Source organism: Citrobacter sp. R4, from assembly GCF_026719175.1.
Classification (GTDB): Bacteria; Pseudomonadota; Gammaproteobacteria; order Enterobacterales; family Enterobacteriaceae; genus Citrobacter_A; species Citrobacter_A sedlakii.
This window is the reverse complement of record NZ_JAPPSU010000060.1, coordinates 1-606: the sequence shown is the minus strand read 5'-3', so window position 1 is coordinate 606 and position 606 is coordinate 1. Positions and strand designations below refer to the sequence as shown.

Sequence of the window (606 nt, the reverse complement as noted above, 5' to 3'; positions counted from 1 at the left end):
GTTATGCAGCCAAATCCCAACAATTAAGGGTCTTAAAATGGTAAAAGATTGGATTCCCATCTCTCATGATAATTACAAGCAGGTGCAAGGACCGTTCTATCATGGAACCAAAGCCAATTTGGCGATTGGTGACTTGCTAACCACAGGGTTCATCTCTCATTTCGAGGACGGTCGTATTCTTAAGCACATCTACTTTTCAGCCTTGATGGAGCCAGCAGTTTGGGGAGCTGAACTTGCTATGTCACTGTCTGGCCTCGAGGGTCGCGGCTACATATACATAGTTGAGCCAACAGGACCGTTCGAAGACGATCCGAATCTTACGAACAAAAGATTTCCCGGTAATCCAACACAGTCCTATAGAACCTGCGAACCCTTGAGAATTGTTGGCGTTGTTGAAGACTGGGAGGGGCATCCTGTTGAATTAATAAGGGGAATGTTGGATTCGTTGGAGGACTTAAAGCGCCGTGGTTTACACGTCATTGAAGACTAGTCCTTTGCATAACAAAGCCATCAAACCGGACGCCAGAGATTCCGCGCCTGTTGCGCATGGCTTCGCCATTTTATGCGCAATAGGCGCGCCACCCTGTCGCCGTTTATGGCGGCGTT

At 48.0% G+C, this 606-nt stretch carries 1 protein-coding gene; it reads left to right on the top strand.

Going from position 1 to position 606, the window contains the following annotated elements; translation table 11 throughout:
* The first annotated feature begins 37 nt into the window (after positions 1–37).
* Positions 38–490: an NAD(+)--rifampin ADP-ribosyltransferase Arr-3 gene (locus OOJ60_RS24570; RefSeq protein WP_001749986.1), complete on the top strand. Its 453-nt coding sequence runs from the start codon at positions 38–40 to the stop codon at positions 488–490.
* Positions 491–606: the final 116 nt, after the last annotated feature.

What these genes read in the sequence shown, in the direction of transcription:
- OOJ60_RS24570 (WP_001749986.1), top strand. Translation starts at nt 38, where the DNA reads ATGGTAAAAGATTGGATTCCCATCTCTCATGATAATTACAAGCAGGTG.